General features: G+C 67.3%; 1 protein-coding gene. It reads left to right on the forward strand.

Annotated elements, in window-relative coordinates; all coding sequences use genetic code 11:
• Nucleotides 1-8: 8 nt before the first annotated feature.
• A partial coding sequence (locus AC1DIX_RS27570) for an IS1595 family transposase (RefSeq protein ID WP_477328508.1) occupies nt 9-588 on the forward strand: 580 nt, incomplete at its 3' end.

Consider the following 588-nt stretch of genomic DNA (forward strand, 5'->3'; position numbering starts at 1 on the left):
AACAGTTCCTGCAACGCCTGTCCTCTCTAACGCGGCGCCAGCGCGACCGCCTGCTCGACCTGCTGCAATCGGCGGCCGGCCTCGACCGTGTACTCGAGATCGTCGAGCAGCCCGCCACACCCTTCTGCTGCCCGCATTGCCAGGCCGACAAACCCTATCGCCACGGCCATGCGCACGGACTGCAGCGCTACCGCTGCCGTAGCTGCCGCCGCACCTTCAACCTGCTCAGCGGCACGCCGCTGGCGCGGTTGCGCCACAAGGCGCACTGGCTCGACTACCTCGGCTGCATGCTCGACTCCCGCAGCGTGCGCCGCTCGGCGCGCGAGATCGGCGTGGCCAGTGCGACCAGCTTTCGATGGCGCCACCGTTTCCTGGCCTTGAGCAAGGATGACCGCCCGCAGCGGCTGAGCGGCATCGCCGAAGCCGATGAGATGTATGTGCTCGAATCGCACAAGGGGTCCAGATATCTCGACCGTCCGCCACGAAAGCGCGGCGGCAAGGCGACAAAGCGCGGGATCTCGAGTGAACAAGTGTGCATCCTGGTGGCGCGCGATCGCAGCGGCCAGACCATCGACGCCGTGACCGGCA

The organism is Massilia sp. 05N420 (assembly GCF_056397205.1).